The following is a 14,076-nucleotide window of genomic DNA, read 5'->3' as shown; positions in this document are numbered from 1 at the left end:
CGCGAAGGTAGCACTTTCAGAAGCCTTTACTCAAGCCTAAGTCCAAGCGTGTCCGATGGACACTAATTCCGGCCTCCTCATAAGCCGGCGTGAGTTGGTGCGTCAGGCCAAATCGAACCGCGTAACCGCGCCGGATGCGATAGCCCAGCTGTAACCAGCCGCTACCGGTGAGTCGGTGTACCTGGGAGTTCAGCAGCACCTGCTCGGAAAGGGCCGGATTACCCGATTGATTGAAGTAGCTTACTGGATCATTTACGGCGAGCTGCTCCAGGGCCCCCTGGCCGGGAATGGCCGAGTACACCGGTCCGTATCCCCCGGCGAAGTACGCTAGCCCCAGCCCAGCCGCGGTAGTAAATCGCCCACCGTAGCCCCAGTGCCGTTCGGCTCCGCCCCGCAGGGTCAGTTCGTGAGACACGAGTACCTCATGGCGGGGATCGCCGGATAGTCCGGCCAGACCTACCACAGGCACCTGGGTCAAGTCCTCCAGCGGCGGCAAAGCATCCTGGTCCAACCGAGTATCCCGTTGGCCGTAGTCATAGCGCAGACTGACCGGAAAGCGCCACCGCCCCCGTCCGAGCCGATAGTCCAGCTGTCCGTAGCCCCCCGGTCGCCAGGAACCGATGAAGGTGCTCGCACCCACCGCGATACTGAATCGTTGGTGACCCTGGGCTTCAATGCGGTAGGAGAGCGCGGCGCTAGCTGCAAGCTCAGGCAGGCTCCAGGCTACCGGAATAGGTGCTATGGCAAGCGAAGCGACGGTACCGGCTGCAGGCAGTACGTCACGTGGGTCTTCTGCGTCACGGCCCGGCTCGACTTCCCTGGGTAGCTGGGCGGGGCGCGCCGGTGCGGGGGCGGTTTCTGTAGCCGATTGGTTGCGACCAGCTAGCTGTCCATCAGGCTCAATAGCTGCTAACCGGGCGGGCCGACGGACGGTGAGCAGGTCGCCGGCCTCCTGCTTGAGCACTGGCTGACGCACGGGCGGTGCAGCCGTGGCTGAATCTGTTGCCGAAGGGGTATTGGATGTAGTGGACGGTACGGGTGAGATCAGGGGTGCAGTCGCGGTAGCGTCTGTTTCCCGGCCCGTCCACTGCACCTGCGTCCCCGCAATGAAGAGTCCGATCAGGAGCAGCCCCAGAAAGAACCAGGGTAGGAGGGCGCGCCGGCGGCGGGCGGTGAGGCGGCGGTCCATGTCTTGCCACCCTTCGTTCCAGAAGGCTTCGTCGGGCGACCAGGAGGGGGGGGTGTGCTTATCCAGCATAGCGGCTGTATTGATGGGTGGAGTGCGCCAGGCGTTCACGCAAAAGTTGACGGGCCTTGTTGAGGTGCCAGCGGCTGTTGCCCTCGCTGAAGTCCAGCTTAGCGGCGATCTCGGCGTGGCTGTAGCCCTCTACGGCAAACAGCCAGAAGACCTCCTTACTGGTTTCGGGGAGTAGGTCGATGAGTTTGCAGAGGTCGTCAGCAAAGAGGCGGTGGGTGACGGCGTCTTCCGTGGGTTGGTCCCAGTTGGCTAGTTCCAGTACGGGCCGTTGCCGCTGGCGACGGAATTCGTCGACCGTATGGCGGAAGACCAGGCGCCTGACCCAGCCCTCCAGACTGCCCTCCCAGCGGTACTGGGGTAGTTTTTCGAATACCTTCATCATGCCGCCATTGAGCAGTGACATCGCCTCTTCGCGGTCGGGGGCGTAGCGGCGGCAACTGGCCAGAGCGGCCGGGGCATACCGCCGGTAGAAGGCTTCCTGCGCCCGGCGATCCCCCCTCAGGCAGGCCGCCACTAATTCGCGTTCTGTGCTCGGTCCGTCCATTCAGAAGCGGGTAGCCAGGGTGAACGTGAGCCGGCGGTAGTCGATCTGCCGGTCGATCGGCTCCTCCTTAACGTCGAGCACCGAATAGTCGACCCGGCTGAAGCGGTAACCTACGTCAAGCAAGATGCTGCCCCGGCTACCGTGGGGTGGGTGTAGTACCAGGCCCAGCGAAGGGTGCACGACCGGACCGATAGCGCGCGACTCCAGCCGCAGATCATTGTTTCCGAGCGGGAGGTTAGCTCCCAGTAGCAGGCGGGCGATCGGACGCACACGGCGGTTCCCCAATTGGTATTCCGCCAGACCGGTCAGCTGCAGCAGCGTCTGTCGCCACTGCTCATCCATAAGCTCCGCACCCCCACCTAGCCCTAGCCGGAGTCGGCCCAAAGGACGCACGATATGGTAGGCCAGGCCTACACCGGTTTTCGTGCGGGGCGCTTCGCCCGTCCAGGCGGGCGGTTCGGTTTTGGATAGCCCGACGGTCGTGCTGATCTGGTGGAGCCACGGGCGGGGGGAGGAACCGTCTGCCTGAGCCTGTGCGAACAGCGCCGGGGCAGACAGACAGAGCAGGACAAGGATGCAGTAGCGCATGGGGATGGGATAAGGGAGTAAAATACGGTAGGTGAGGGGCAGCCTATAGGGGCTGTGGGCAGACCGATAGCGCACTCACCGCCGTCAGCTCACCGGATGCCGTGTAGTCGTACTGCCGGATACCGGCCTGCTCCCAACCGAATACGATGAGCTCCTGGCGGTCGCCGCGCACGATCACGTCGCGGGCGTTGAAGTCCTGCCGGGTGGATAAAAGCTTGCCGAGCCGGCCCTCCGCCGTGAGCTCGAATACCTTGATGCCTAGGGTGCCCGCGCAGAGGTAGAGCCGGTCGCCGCTCACGCCCAGGCCGTGGCTTTGCTCCATCGGCACGGACTCTAGCTCAAGCGGCTGCCGGGGGTCACTTACGTCGATGATGCTGAGCTGATCGGTCTGGCTACCGCAGTCGCTGCCGCCCCACATGGTGACGTAGGCGATGTCGTTTTGCACCACGACCGGGTCGCAGCTCAGGACGTGCTCGAAGGTGGACAGGTGCTCCGGAGCACGCGGGGAGCTCACGTCGTAGATGTGCATGCCGGTCGTGGAGCCGATGTAGAGCTGGTCCTTGTAGGGGAAGATGGTCTCGATCCCCCAACCGAGTTCGGTGGAGGTAACCAGTTCGGGCCGGGCCGGATCGCTCAGCGAAAAGGTGCGCAGGGTGTAGTCGTCCACCGTGAACAGACTACCGTTGGCGATAGTGAAGCGCGCCAGGCTGCCCCCCATACCGACTACATCGGCGGAGGCTCCTCCAGTCTGGGGAGAACTGAACTGATTAAAGGCGAGCATGTCATTCACGAACATCTGGTCTTCCATCCAGAAGGTGGGGAAGCCGAAGCGGGCGTCCTCGCAGCTCATTTCGTAGGTCTGCGTAGAGGGGGTGTACTCTACGATGAACTGGCCGCCACCCAGTTGGGCGGCAAACACGCTGGTGGCTTCGAAGACGTCTTCGCTACGGTGCAGAAAGCGTGGAGCACTGGGATCGCTCAAGTCGAAGGCCAGCAGGTCAGTGTACTGGTTGACGTAGAGAATATCGTTGCGCACGGCCAGCCCCTGTCCGCCCGGAATGGGGAGGAAGCTCACCGCCTGGGGGCTGTCGTTGTCGCGGTTATCGTAGATGTGCATGCCCGCGTTGCGGTCTACGATGAAGAGGTAGTCACCGTAGACGTAAAACCCGGTGGGCTCACAGACCTCTACGGAGGGGGCGAAGGTAAAATCGTCCGTGCGCCACTCGCCGGCGGTGATGTACACCGGATCGTAGGCCTGGTAGCGGATCGTGTCGCGGCATTCGTCCTTCAGGCAAGCAGTCAGCAGCAGTAGGGGCAGGGCAACTAAGTAGGGTAGGATGCGCATAGTGGGGTAATTTGTCGGGCTAGACGTAGTGGCCGGGCACCTTCGTTGGTGACGCGCAAAATTTTGTGGAGCAACAAAGTAGCGGGCTGCCGCTTTTACCTTCCGCCGCCAGTTGCTACCGCCTATGTCCACCCTGCGCCGGGTCAGCAGTTTTCTTTCCCTCGTCAAATTCTCCCACACCGTATTCGCGCTGCCGTTTGCGCTGCTTGGCTTCTTTTTGGCCACCCTGGCCGACGGGGTAGTCAGCGGGCGCAAGCTGCTGCTCGTCATTGCCTGTATGGTGTTCGCCCGCTCGGCCGCCATGGGCTTCAACCGCTACCTGGACCGCGACATCGATGGAAAGAATAGCCGGACGGCCGTGCGGGAAATACCGGCCGGCACGATCTCCGCACGCGCCGCACTGCTGTTCGTTATTCTGAATGGTGCGGCCTTCGTGGGTGCAGCGGCCCTGCTCAATCCGCTCTGTCTGGCACTGTCGCCGGTGGCCCTGCTGGTCATCCTGGGCTACAGCTACACGAAGCGATTCACCTACCTCTGTCATTTTGTGCTGGGGCTGGGCTTAGCCCTCGCCCCCGTGGGTGCCTACCTGGCAGTGACCGCACACTGGGCGCTGCTGCCGCTGCTCTACGGGCTCGTTGTACTGCTCTGGGTAGCCGGCTTCGACATCATCTACGCGTTGCAGGATGAAGAATTCGACCGGGGGGAAGCACTCTACTCCATTCCCGTGCAGCTCGGCACGGTCAATGCACTGCGCCTAGGCCGACTACTGCACCTGTGCTGTGCGGCCGTGTTGACGTATGCGCTGTATTTGCAGCTGCAGTTGTATCCCGAGTTTGGCTGGCTGACCGTAGTGGGGGGCGTGCTATTTCTGTGTCTGCTGGCCTACCAGCACAGCCTGGTGCGGCCGGGTGATCTGAGCCGGGTGGATCTGGCGTTCTTCACGACGAATGGGGTGGCCAGCGTAGCCTTCGGAGTGATCTCCATCCTGGATATTTACGTGTAGCCTGGTCGCCGCTCAGTCTGACTACAGTACCGAAGCAAACTGGCGCAGGAAGCGCACGTCGTTCTCAAACATCAGGCGGATGTCAGTGATGTTGTACAGTAGCATAGCCTGCCGCTCGATGCCCATACCGAAGGCGTAGCCGGTGTAACGTTCCGGATCGATACCGCAGTTGGTGAGTACCTGGGGGTCTACCATACCACAGCCCATGATCTCGAGCCAGCCGGTGCCCTTGGTGATGCGGTGGTCGTGTTTGGTTTCCAGTCCCCACCAGATGTCCATCTCCGCACTGGGCTCGGTGAAGGGGAAGTAGCTGGGACGCAGCCGAATTTTAGTATCGGCCCCGTACATCTCCCGGGCGAAGTGCAGCAGCGTAGCCTTCATATCCGCGAAGCTCACCCCCTCGGCAATGTAGAGTCCCTCGACCTGATGGAACTGCGCGTGGCTGCGCGCGCTGATGGTCTCGTTGCGGTACACGCGGCCGGGAGCGATGATGCGGATGGGGGGAGCCTGTGACTCCATCGTCCGTGCCTGTACGGAGCTGGTGTGCGTACGCAGCAGCATCGCGGTGTGGTCGGGTCCGGCGGGCATGCCGGCGGCGACGTAAAAGGTATCCTGCATATCCCGCGCCGGATGGTCCTCTGGGGTGTTCATGGCCGAGAAGTTGTGCCAGTCGTCCTCGATCTCGGGTCCTTCGGCTACCGTGAAGCCGATGCGTTCGAAGATGGATATGATACGGCGCATGGTCAGTGCAATCGGGTGGCGGCTACCCAGTGGTAGGGGTTCGGCCGGGGCGGTGAGGTCAAGGCTGCTGCCCTGCTGCTCGGACTGCTCCTGCTGCACCGCCCGCTGCAAATCGTTGTACCGTTGCTGTGCCACTTCCTTTGCGCGGTTCACGAGCTGTCCGAACTCCCGCTTGCGCTCATTGGGTATGGTACGGATCTCCCCCATCAGGGGCTTGAGCACGTTTTTCGTACCCAGGTACGTGATGCGAAAGCGTTCTACCTCCTCCGTCGTAGCGGCTGGGGTAGATAAAATTTCGGTAATGAGGGTGTTGAGGCGATCGAATACTTCCATGGGGCGGCGAAGATAGCCACGCTGCGGCGAGTCAGGCTATCTTGCCCGGGTGAACGCTAAGCAACTGGCGCGGGAGGTCGGGTGGCTGGGGATCGGGATCCCTGGCATATTCATCGGCATGGTGTTCTCGCCGGTCGTGCTTTCCATCGCCACCATTCTTACGGTGATCGTACTGATCCTACACCCCCGCACGGGGGTCAACCGGCGCTGGCTCACCCACCTTCCCGACATGCTCCGCAGCTCGCTGTTCTGGGGCCTAGCCGGGCTCTACCTGGTTATGCTGGTATCGATCTGGCAGACCGAGGATTGGAGCTACCTGCTGGAACGCCTGCGCATCAAGATTCCCTTGCTACTCCTGCCGATCGCCTGGGCGGGTACGTGGATTATCACCAGCGCGGGTGGCCGGCGCGCCCTGCTTTTCCGTACGCTACTCTGTGCCTTCATTGGTGTCGTACTGGCCGGCGTACTGGTTAATTATGGACTCCACTTTAAGGAGATCAACGCACTGATTGTCAAGGGTCAGGCGATGCCAGTACCGCGAAATAATCACATCCGCTTCAGCCTGCTGGTGGCCCTGGCCGCGGTCATAGGAGTACACAGCGGTCTACAGTACAGGAAGCAGTGGCTGCTGGGACTTGGGGGCTGCCTGTTCGTAGGTCTGCACCTGCTGGCGGTGCGGTCCGGACTGGCTACGGCGTACGCAGGTATGGGCGTAGTGCTCCTCTGGCGCGCCGTGCAGCAGGGGCGGTACCGGGGGCTGGTGATCGGACTCGTCGGGCTGTGTCTACTGCCCCTAGTTGCATACCTGACGGTACCCACCTTCCGGACTAAGCTACAGTACATGCGCTACGAGCTGCTACACCGCGATGCTACTCAGGATACCGCTGACTACTCGGACACCGGCCGGCTGACCAGCATTCGCCTTGGATTAAACGTTTGGCAAGAGCACCCGCTGCTGGGGGTAGGCTACGGTAACCTGCGGCAGGCAATGGACGAACAGTACGCCGAGGCGCTACCCGGCACGTCCGGCAAGCGTCCACACAACCAGTTCGTCAGTGCGCTGGCGGCGGGTGGGGTAGTGGGGTGTGCGATCACTATAGGGTGCTTCCTGCTGATCGGCTTTGGGGGTAGTAGGTGGCGTGATCCGCTGTTCTTTGCGCTGTGGACCGTCTTCGTACTCAGTTGTCTGGTAGAAAATACGCTGGAGACTTCCGCGGGAGTTACCCTCTTCACCCTCGTGATGCTCCTGTTCGGCTACCCCCCGTACCGGAAGCCGGGGTAGAGCATCATGCCCCCGTCGATGTGGATCGAGGTGCCGGTGATGTAGTCGCTCAGGTCGCTGGCGAGGAACACACAGAGGTTGGCTACATCCTCCCCCTCCCCGATGCGGCCGTAGGGGATCAGTTGCAGCAGCTTGTCCATTGCCTCGTCGGTACTCCAGGCGTCCTTGTTAATATCGGTGCGGATGGCGCCGGGGGAGATGGCGTTGACGCGGATCTTGTCGATGGCTAGTTCCTGTGCCATCGACTCCATGAGCATCTTGACGCCCCCCTTGGCGGCGGCGTAGTTGACGTGGCCGGCCCAGGGGATCTCGTCGTGTACGCTGCTCATGCAGATGATCTTACCGGCGGATTTACTGTGCCCGTTTACCCCCTGCCTGCGGAACACCCGGGCGGCCTCACGACCACAGAGGAACTGCCCCGTGAGGTCTACGCTGATCACGCGATTCCATTCGGCCAGGGTCATTTCCGTAAACGCGGCATCGGCCTGCAGACCGGCGTTGGCCACTACTACATCCAGGTGGCCATAGGCTTCCTGGCAGGCGGCAAACATGCGCTGCACGTCTTCTTCCTTGGAGACATCGGCCTGTACGACGATAGCCTTCCCGCCGCAATCGATGATCTCCTGTGCCGTGCCGTCTGCTTCTTCCTTGCTGCTGTGGTAGTTCACGACCACGTTCATTCCCTCGGCGGCCAGGCCCAGGGCGCAGGCTCTACCCAAGCCGGTACTTGATCCGGTGACAATGGCGGTCTGGCCGGCTAAATCAATCTGCATGGGTAGGGTTTGTCCGTTCAACGACTGGGGTAACGCAGCGGTTCGCTACCTTAGGAGGATGAGCTTCCTACAGTCCTTCACCGTGCTAAATCTGCTGTGGTATGCCCTTCCCGTCCTGGCCCTTGCACCGGCGGCCCCGCCCTGGCCCGCGGCGGAATACCGCCTAGGCGCGAACTGGATCACCCATCCCGAGGTAGCGGGGCAGGAGCATGGCGTAGTGTTGTTCCGCCGGGACTTTGAGGTGACTACGCTACCGGATAGCTTCGTGGTGGACGTGACGGCGGATAACCACTTTCGGCTCTACCTGAACGGAGCGTGGGTGGCGTTCGGTCCGCAGCTTGGCGATGTCGAGCACTGGCGGCTGGACCGTATCGACCTGACGGACTACCTGCGCCCCGGGCAAAACACGCTGGCGGTGCAGGTTGTCAACTGGGGCTACCACCGCATGTTCGGTCTGCAGAGTGTACACACGGCGCTGTTGGTACAGGGCTACGGGGCGGCCGAGGTGCTGACTACGACGGGGTATGACGGAAACTATCAATGCCTGATCGATAACAGCATCAGGGCGCATGAGGTGAAGTGGCGTACGGGGAATAACGACATCATCGGCGGTCTGTACGCCAACAACCCCACCGACAGCCTGCACGTCGCGGCCCACCCGTGGGGCTGGGAACAGCCGGTGTACGACGCGGCGCACTGGCGCCCAGCGGTGTTTATCGAGCAGGGCAGTGAGGTGACGGACGGCACCGGATTCCGATGGATGCTACAGCCGCGTACCGTGCCACCACAGCGGCGAAGCCAGCAGAGGTTTCGGCGGGTGCCGATCCAGGAGGGCGTACGCCTGCCCCCGGACTGGACTGCCGGTAGCGAAGCCGTGGACCTGCCCGCCCACGGCAGTTACCGCCTGCTGCTGGACATGCAGGAAGTGACCCTGGGCCTTGCTACCCTACGCTGGTCGGGCGGGGCGGGAGCCAGGATCAAGTATACCTGGGCGGAAAATCTCTTCAACGAGGATCGAACGAAGCCCCACCGGGATAGTACGGCAGGTAAGCTGGTCAAGGGGTACTTCGACGTGGTGCTACCGGATGGTAGCGCGGAGCGCAGCTACGTGCCCACCTGGTACCGGACGTGCCGCTACCTGGAGATCCTGGTCGAGACGGCTGCACACCCGCTACAGTTGTATGCGCCTACGCTGGACCGGGTTACGAGTAGTATCCCCATTACGGCTAGCTGGCAGAGTGACGACGCCCGGTTGGATAGCATAGTGGCCGCGGGCCGGCGCACGGTCGAACTCTGCACGCAGGATTATTTCTTGAGCGATGCGTACTACGAGACGATGCAGTACGTCGGTGACACGAAGGTGCACGCCCTAGTCTGGCAGGCCCTAAGTGGCGACGACCGCCATACCCGCAACGCCCTGCTGGATTTTCACCACGGACGCAACCCGGAGGGTATGCTTAAAAGTTGCTTCCCGCTACGGCACAACTTCTTTCACTCCAGCTATTCCCTGGTGTACGTGGATATGGTATGGGATTATTTCGCACGCACCAATGATACAGCCTTCGTGCGCCCCCTGCTGCCCGGTATTCGCCTGACGCTGGACTACTTTGCCCGGCACTACGACCCGGCCAGTGGATTACTTAGGGGGGTGATGTACAAACCCTTCGTAGACTGGTACCCCAACGGTAAACACGGCCTGGCCGAGGGGGGTGACCCCAATGCCTCGGTCCCCTATACCCTACAGTACGCGCATGCCCTTCAGTCGGCAAGTTTGCTGGCTGCTGCGCTGGAGCAAACGGGAGACGACTACGGGACACGTCACCGGCAAGTCGTGGAGGCCATTCGTAGCAAGTACTACCTCCCGGATCGTCACCTGGTCGCCGAGCGCTCCAGTCTGGATTTCTTTGATCAGCACAGCAACATCCTGGCGGTCCTGACGGGGGTGATTCCCGAAGCAGCTATCGATGCCGTACTCCAAACCACCGTACGCGATAGTAGCCTGGTGCCCGCCACGTACTACTTCCGCTATTACCTGCTGGAAGCCCTGCGACTCCACCAGCGGGCCGATCTCCTACGCCACGCCCTGCAACCCTGGTACGATATGATTGCCGAGGGGGCCACCACCCAGGTCGAGCGCTTCGAGACACCCACCAAGCCCACCCGTTCGGAGGCCCATCCCTGGGGGGCAGCACCGGCGCTGTTCGTTTATACCCTGTTGGCAGGGATCGACGATATAAATCCTGAGGGGCAGGTAGTTATGCGGCCGGCCTTCGGACACCTGACTAGCATGCAGGGGTACTACCCCTTCCTACGGGGGCGGGGTGGAGTGCGCTTTGACTTGCAACGATCCGGTGAATCGGGCATTCGGGGTACGGTGAGCAGCGCAGGGCGGGACGTCAGCCTGCACTGGCGGGGGGAGAAGGTGCGCGTACCGGCCGGCACATCGCGGGAGATATACGTGGAGTGTTTACCGATCAACCGGGGCCGGTAGAAAGCAGCCGAAAACTCTTGAAGAACTTATCGGACGACTCGCTCAGCCCCCGCCCGGTCAGGGAAAAGGTCTTGAGCTCGTAGTAGCGCTGCTCCACCACGAAGGCCAGCGTGCGCGCCGTAGCCGCCCCCTCCTTGTAGTCGATGCGCCAGATCCTGCCCGGAAAGCCCGTGACCTCCCGCTCCGTAGCGTACACCACCTCGCCCCGCAGGGCTTCGGCGGCGGATTCTTCGGTAGACCGCAGCAGCTCCTGTACCAGCTCCGTGCTATCCTGGTGCAGCGCGCCCGCCGGGTAGTCGACGTAGCTAAGCACGTAGATCACGTTCTCGGCCCGCTCCAGGTCCGGAACCTTGAAGAAGTAGGTGTGGAAGATCTGCTCCCCCACAGCGGTGTCCAGGGTATCGATCTTGTGCTCCAGCGGACCGGGCGTCTCAATGCGAAAGCGGCCCGCGAGCTCGTCAACCTGCAGCCAGCGGCGTGATTCTTCCCAACTCTTGTCCGGCGCGGCCACCGCCTCGGGGTCTAGTCGGGCGGTCTGGGCAACTAGGGGGCAGCTAAGCAGCAGGAGCACGAAGAGTCTGAGCATAGCCATAAGACACCCAGTGCGGCGTCAGAGTTGGTCCGCTTGTTATACCAACCTGCGCACCTGCGTCCGCGCCCCGATAGTAAAGTGCTCCGGCCGTTGCCCCTGCAGACCCGTGAGTTGCAGTAGCCCCGGCCGTTTGCCCACTTCCAGGCTTCCCATACGGTCGTCCAGTTGCAGGGCTTCGGCGCCGTTGAGCGTAGCCCAGCGTAGTAGGGCGGCAAAGGGTACATAGCTTTGGTAGCGGGTGATGGTCCTGAGCTCTTCCAGTATGTCGAGCTGCCAGTTGGAGGTCAGGCTGTCGGTACCTACACATACTTTGGCGCCCGTGTTCAGGAAGCGGTCGTAGCGGGGCAGGCGGTTCTCGATGTAGAGGTTGGCGTTGGGACAGGTGGCCCAGTATACACCGTTCTCGCCCCAGGCCTGGGCGGCCAGGATGGCTTCCTCGGTGGTGAGGGTGTTGTGCACGAATAGCGTCCGCTTAGCGGGATCCATGCGCTGCAGCGCGTGGTAGATGGACGGCGTCCCCGGCGCATCGAAGTGATCCAGCGTGGCCCCGAAACCGGTAAAGAAGTCCCGGAATGGACCCTCCCCCGTCTGAAAGAGCCGGTCTTCGGCCACGGTTTCCTGATTGTGAATGCTGACCGTCTCACTGTTCGTATTGAGCTGATTGATCAGGGGATAGAGTGCATCACTTACCGTATAGGGTGCGTGGGGCACGGCACTTTTCGGCGCGGGCTGACCGTCGTACACCGGTCGGTACATGGCGTAGCTGGCCTCCGCCCGGTCCGGCTGCAGGAAGTCGAACATCTCCACGAAGCTGTAGTAGGTGATGGGGCTGACCCGCTTTACCTCCGCCGTATCCAGCTTATTGCAGATATCGCCGACGGCCTGAATGCCGCGTTCCCACATCTGCCGGTCCTGTTCGGCGATGGCCTGATCAATGGCTTGCTGTGTTGACTCCCGCAGCGTGATCACGTCGACCAGAAAGGGCAGCAGTGTTTTGCCCGTGGCACTCTTTCCCCGCAAGTGACTGAGCTCCAGGTGGCAGTGCGCATTGATGAAACCAGGGATCAGTATGCCGTCTACGCGTTGGGGCGGGACCGCCGGTGCGGTGAATTCCGGTCCGATCGGGTCGGTCACGCTGAGAATGGTCCCCCCTTCGTCCACCTCTACGATACCGTTGCGGATGGGTGGCGAGGCAATGGGGTAGACGTAGTCGGCGGTAAAGTGGGGCATAGAGGGGTCGAAGCTGAGGGGGCGAAGTTATCGCTCCGGCTCGTCTCCGGTAAGCCGTACGTGCAGTACCGTCTGTAGTTCCAGCAGGTCGGGCGGGATGTGTAGCTCCAATCGTTGCAGACCCGATACGCGCATATCGTAACTCAGCGGCGGTGGGTTCAGGCGCGTAACGGAGAACTGCAGGCCGGCGGGCTGCTCGATACGCACATCCAGCCACTGGTCTCCCTGCCGCAGGCGTGCGCCGTAGGGGGTGAGGGTGACATTGGCGGTAGTCATCAGCTGCCAGGTGACCGATTCGGTGGCGGCGCTGGTATCCAGAGTATCCGAAACGAGGAGACTTCGGGGCCCGGTTTTAGTAAAACTGCGGCTGGCTGCATCGAGCTGTCCGGCAAACACATCACTGAGGTCGATGCGCAGCGAGTTGGCGGAGGTCTGCTGCAGCGGTGCGTACCCATCCACCCGGTGCAAGCTTTCATTGACGGTGAGGGTGCTGTGGTTGAAGTTGTTCTTCGAGATCAGGGTCCAGCGGGGGGCATCCTGTCCATCGCTCCAGAGGTCGAATCCGAGCTGCTCCAGGGCATTGTACTCCTGTATACCCAGGTCGACCGACCAGCGCACGCCATCGAGTTCGAAGACGAAGCTACCGGCGTCCATATTCCCGTGGCTGATGGATGCGCGACCACCCTTGGCGGCTAGGAAGAAGGTCGGTTCACTCGCATCCCGTAGGAAGCTGATGGGGTTAGCACCCGCCGCCGACCAGGCCAGGGGAAGGTCATCGTTCGGGGTATTTCCTACCCGTTGCATGGCCCGCACCACCCAGGGGAATGCAATAGCGGAAAAGCGGGTGGAGGCCCGGTTGGCTACGTATACGCGGTCTAGGGTATTCTCCTGATAGTAGGCGGGCTGCTGCGTTTCGGCAGCAAACCAGGCGAGGATCTCGGCCCCGTTGGTACCTGCGTCCGCCCGGCTATCCCCGTAGTTGTAGTAGTCCCCGCTGGGGGCCTGGCTGAGCGTCCTGAACATGGCACTGGCCATAAAGCCGGGCGCTTCCGCCAGACCGAAGTCGGTGTGCAATGCGCTACGTAGCATCTCAATGGTGGTCACCGAATAGCTCGTGCCGTAGGTCCAGTAGGTGGGGCCCTCCGGATAGGCTCCGTCGGGTGCGTAGGCCCGCAAAGCGTAGGGTAGATTCTCCAGTGCCCGGGCGATCGCCTGTCCGGATAACTTAGGTTCCCGCTCGCCCAGTACCAGGGCGGCGGCGATCGCGCCCCCATGGCATACCTGGTTCCAGTTATTGTCAGTCGTTACCCACCAGTCCGTACTGGCTACGGCGGGGCGCAGCCCCTTGTTGAGCAGCGCGTCGTAGGCTACGGACTGCACCGACCCCGGAAGGGCCCGGCCGCCCCAGTCCAGCCCGATGGCTACGGCCAGCGACATCTCGGCCACGTCGAGAAAGTGTGCGGGGTTCCAGTCGCTGAATTCGCTCACCGCCTGCAGCTCGCTGCCCATACGATCCAGGTAGGCGGTTTTGGAGGTCATTTGCCAGACCATGCCCAGGGTGCTGATGCGGCGTAGCGCCTCCCGACTGGTAGCCAGCAGCCGGCGGCCTACCAGCTTGCGCTCGAGTGGCGGGACGTCGAGCAGTGCATCCGCTCGGTGTTGCAGGCCACGGAAGTAGTCGGCCACCGTGGAATCTTCGCTAAGGATCGACCGTAGCGTATCCACGCGTTCCGGCGTCAGTAGTAGACTTGGCTGTGTCAACCGCAAGTGATTGGTCCAGGTCACGGTATCGAAGTCGTGGTCCAGCGGTACGACCGGTGCCGTACCGGGTTGCGCCGCGAGCCAAAGTGGGAGGAAGAGGCAGTAGAGGAGTCGCATACCCTTAAGATACGCCCG

The 14,076-nt window shown here is 62.1% G+C and carries 12 protein-coding genes; 3 read left to right on the top strand and 9 right to left on the bottom strand.

The window, feature by feature from the left end; all coding sequences use genetic code 11:
* Window positions 1-16: 16 nt before the first annotated feature.
* Genes MJQ68_RS14580 through MJQ68_RS14565 form a run of 4 tightly spaced genes read right to left on the bottom strand, consistent with a single transcriptional unit; the run spans window position 17 to window position 3,735 of the window.
* Window positions 17-1,258, bottom strand: coding sequence for a hypothetical protein (locus tag MJQ68_RS14580; RefSeq protein ID WP_238751868.1), 1,242 nt, complete (start codon window positions 1,256-1,258; stop codon window positions 17-19).
* Window positions 1,248-1,802, bottom strand: a complete 555-nt coding sequence (locus tag MJQ68_RS14575; RefSeq protein ID WP_238751867.1) for an RNA polymerase sigma factor — start codon at window positions 1,800-1,802, stop codon at window positions 1,248-1,250. The genes MJQ68_RS14580 and MJQ68_RS14575 overlap by 11 nt, the downstream gene beginning before the upstream one ends.
* Window positions 1,803-2,390 carry a hypothetical protein gene (locus MJQ68_RS14570; protein ID WP_238751866.1) on the bottom strand — a complete coding sequence of 196 codons (588 nt, stop codon included), beginning with the start codon at window positions 2,388-2,390 and terminating at the stop codon, window positions 1,803-1,805.
* 43 nt (window positions 2,391-2,433) lie between these two features.
* A complete protein-coding gene (locus MJQ68_RS14565) occupies window positions 2,434-3,735 on the bottom strand; it encodes an LVIVD repeat-containing protein (protein ID WP_238751865.1) in 1,302 nt (433 codons plus the stop codon).
* A gap of 124 nt (window positions 3,736-3,859) precedes the next feature.
* On the opposite strand from MJQ68_RS14565, the gene MJQ68_RS14560 reads away from it, so the two are divergent.
* Window positions 3,860-4,738, top strand: coding sequence for a UbiA-like polyprenyltransferase (locus MJQ68_RS14560; protein WP_238751864.1), 879 nt, complete (start codon window positions 3,860-3,862; stop codon window positions 4,736-4,738).
* Window positions 4,739-4,759: 21 nt separating this feature from the next.
* Here MJQ68_RS14560 and pheS read toward each other — a convergent pair whose 3' ends face one another.
* A complete protein-coding gene (gene pheS, locus MJQ68_RS14555; protein ID WP_238751863.1) occupies window positions 4,760-5,812 on the bottom strand; it encodes a phenylalanine--tRNA ligase subunit alpha in 1,053 nt (350 codons plus the stop codon).
* A gap of 49 nt (window positions 5,813-5,861) precedes the next feature.
* On the opposite strand from pheS, the gene MJQ68_RS14550 reads away from it, so the two are divergent.
* On the top strand, window positions 5,862-7,094 hold the full coding sequence (locus tag MJQ68_RS14550) for an O-antigen ligase family protein (protein WP_238751862.1): 1,233 nt from the start codon (window positions 5,862-5,864) through the stop codon (window positions 7,092-7,094).
* Here the strand turns inward: MJQ68_RS14550 and MJQ68_RS14545 are convergent.
* Window positions 7,067-7,867: an SDR family oxidoreductase gene (locus MJQ68_RS14545; RefSeq protein WP_238751861.1), complete on the bottom strand. Its 801-nt coding sequence runs from the start codon at window positions 7,865-7,867 to the stop codon at window positions 7,067-7,069. The two genes, MJQ68_RS14550 and MJQ68_RS14545, sit on opposite strands and share 28 nt — an antisense overlap.
* Window positions 7,868-7,925: 58 nt before the next feature.
* Here MJQ68_RS14545 and MJQ68_RS14540 point away from each other — a divergent pair, with 58 nt between their 5' ends.
* Entirely contained in the window at window positions 7,926-10,358 is a 2,433-nt protein-coding gene (locus MJQ68_RS14540; protein ID WP_238751860.1) for an alpha-L-rhamnosidase-related protein, read from the top strand.
* Here MJQ68_RS14540 and MJQ68_RS14535 read toward each other — a convergent pair.
* From MJQ68_RS14535 to MJQ68_RS14525, 3 genes are read right to left on the bottom strand one after another with little or no spacing between them, the layout of a single operon-like run.
* Window positions 10,342-10,944, bottom strand: a complete 603-nt coding sequence (locus MJQ68_RS14535; protein ID WP_238751859.1) for a hypothetical protein — start codon at window positions 10,942-10,944, stop codon at window positions 10,342-10,344. The genes MJQ68_RS14540 and MJQ68_RS14535 overlap by 17 nt on opposite strands.
* Before the next feature lie 42 nt (window positions 10,945-10,986).
* Window positions 10,987-12,180: an amidohydrolase family protein gene (locus MJQ68_RS14530; RefSeq protein WP_238751858.1), complete on the bottom strand. Its 1,194-nt coding sequence runs from the start codon at window positions 12,178-12,180 to the stop codon at window positions 10,987-10,989.
* Window positions 12,181-12,207: 27 nt separating this feature from the next.
* Window positions 12,208-14,058, bottom strand: coding sequence for a heparinase II/III domain-containing protein (locus MJQ68_RS14525; RefSeq protein WP_238751857.1), 1,851 nt, complete (start codon window positions 14,056-14,058; stop codon window positions 12,208-12,210).
* Between the last annotated feature and the right edge of the window lie 18 nt (window positions 14,059-14,076).

Origin of the sequence: Neolewinella maritima, assembly GCF_923081025.1 — a bacterium.
Classification (GTDB): domain Bacteria; phylum Bacteroidota; class Bacteroidia; order Chitinophagales; family Saprospiraceae; genus Neolewinella; species Neolewinella maritima.
The sequence above is the reverse complement of the archived record's forward strand: the minus strand, read 5'-3'. Positions and strand labels throughout refer to the sequence as shown.

Coding starts and splice junctions, on each gene's coding strand:
- MJQ68_RS14525 (WP_238751857.1), bottom strand. CDS start 14,058: ATGCGACTCCTCTACTGCCTCTTCCTCCCACTTTGGCTCGCGGCGCAA.
- MJQ68_RS14545 (WP_238751861.1), bottom strand. CDS start 7,867: ATGCAGATTGATTTAGCCGGCCAGACCGCCATTGTCACCGGATCAAGT.
- pheS (WP_238751863.1), bottom strand. CDS start 5,812: ATGGAAGTATTCGATCGCCTCAACACCCTCATTACCGAAATTTTATCT.
- MJQ68_RS14560 (WP_238751864.1), top strand. CDS start 3,860: ATGTCCACCCTGCGCCGGGTCAGCAGTTTTCTTTCCCTCGTCAAATTC.
- MJQ68_RS14540 (WP_238751860.1), top strand. CDS start 7,926: ATGAGCTTCCTACAGTCCTTCACCGTGCTAAATCTGCTGTGGTATGCC.
- MJQ68_RS14535 (WP_238751859.1), bottom strand. CDS start 10,944: ATGCTCAGACTCTTCGTGCTCCTGCTGCTTAGCTGCCCCCTAGTTGCC.
- MJQ68_RS14575 (WP_238751867.1), bottom strand. CDS start 1,802: ATGGACGGACCGAGCACAGAACGCGAATTAGTGGCGGCCTGCCTGAGG.
- MJQ68_RS14530 (WP_238751858.1), bottom strand. CDS start 12,180: ATGCCCCACTTTACCGCCGACTACGTCTACCCCATTGCCTCGCCACCC.
- MJQ68_RS14565 (WP_238751865.1), bottom strand. CDS start 3,735: ATGCGCATCCTACCCTACTTAGTTGCCCTGCCCCTACTGCTGCTGACT.
- MJQ68_RS14580 (WP_238751868.1), bottom strand. CDS start 1,258: ATGCTGGATAAGCACACCCCCCCCTCCTGGTCGCCCGACGAAGCCTTC.
- MJQ68_RS14570 (WP_238751866.1), bottom strand. CDS start 2,390: ATGCGCTACTGCATCCTTGTCCTGCTCTGTCTGTCTGCCCCGGCGCTG.